1 rRNA gene is annotated in these 247 nt (G+C 48.6%); it reads right to left on the bottom strand.

Annotation, left to right across the window (positions count from 1 at the left end):
• Window positions 1-17 precede the first annotated feature (17 nt).
• Window positions 18-133, bottom strand: a 5S ribosomal RNA gene (gene rrf / locus ACW9HX_RS29215).
• Window positions 134-247 lie beyond the last annotated feature (114 nt).

Genomic DNA, 247 nt, shown 5'->3' with positions numbered 1-247 from the left:
GGGGTTTCGGAATTTAATCTTGACGATGACCTACTCTCACATGGGGAAACCCCACACTACCATCGGCGATGCATCGTTTCACTTCTGAGTTCGGGATGGGATCAGGTGGTTCCAACGCTCTATGGTCGTCAAGAAATTCTGTGACCGGCCCGTTACCACGGTAACGTGCCAGCAAAAACGGGAACTTCTACTAAAACAAAACCCCAACTGCTTTCGCAATTGGGGTTTCGGAATTTAATCTTGACGA

The sequence above is a fragment of the Pseudomonas sp. SDO52101_S400 genome (genome assembly GCF_054071635.1).
The sequence above is the reverse complement of the archived record's forward strand: the minus strand, read 5'-3'. Positions and strand labels throughout refer to the sequence as shown.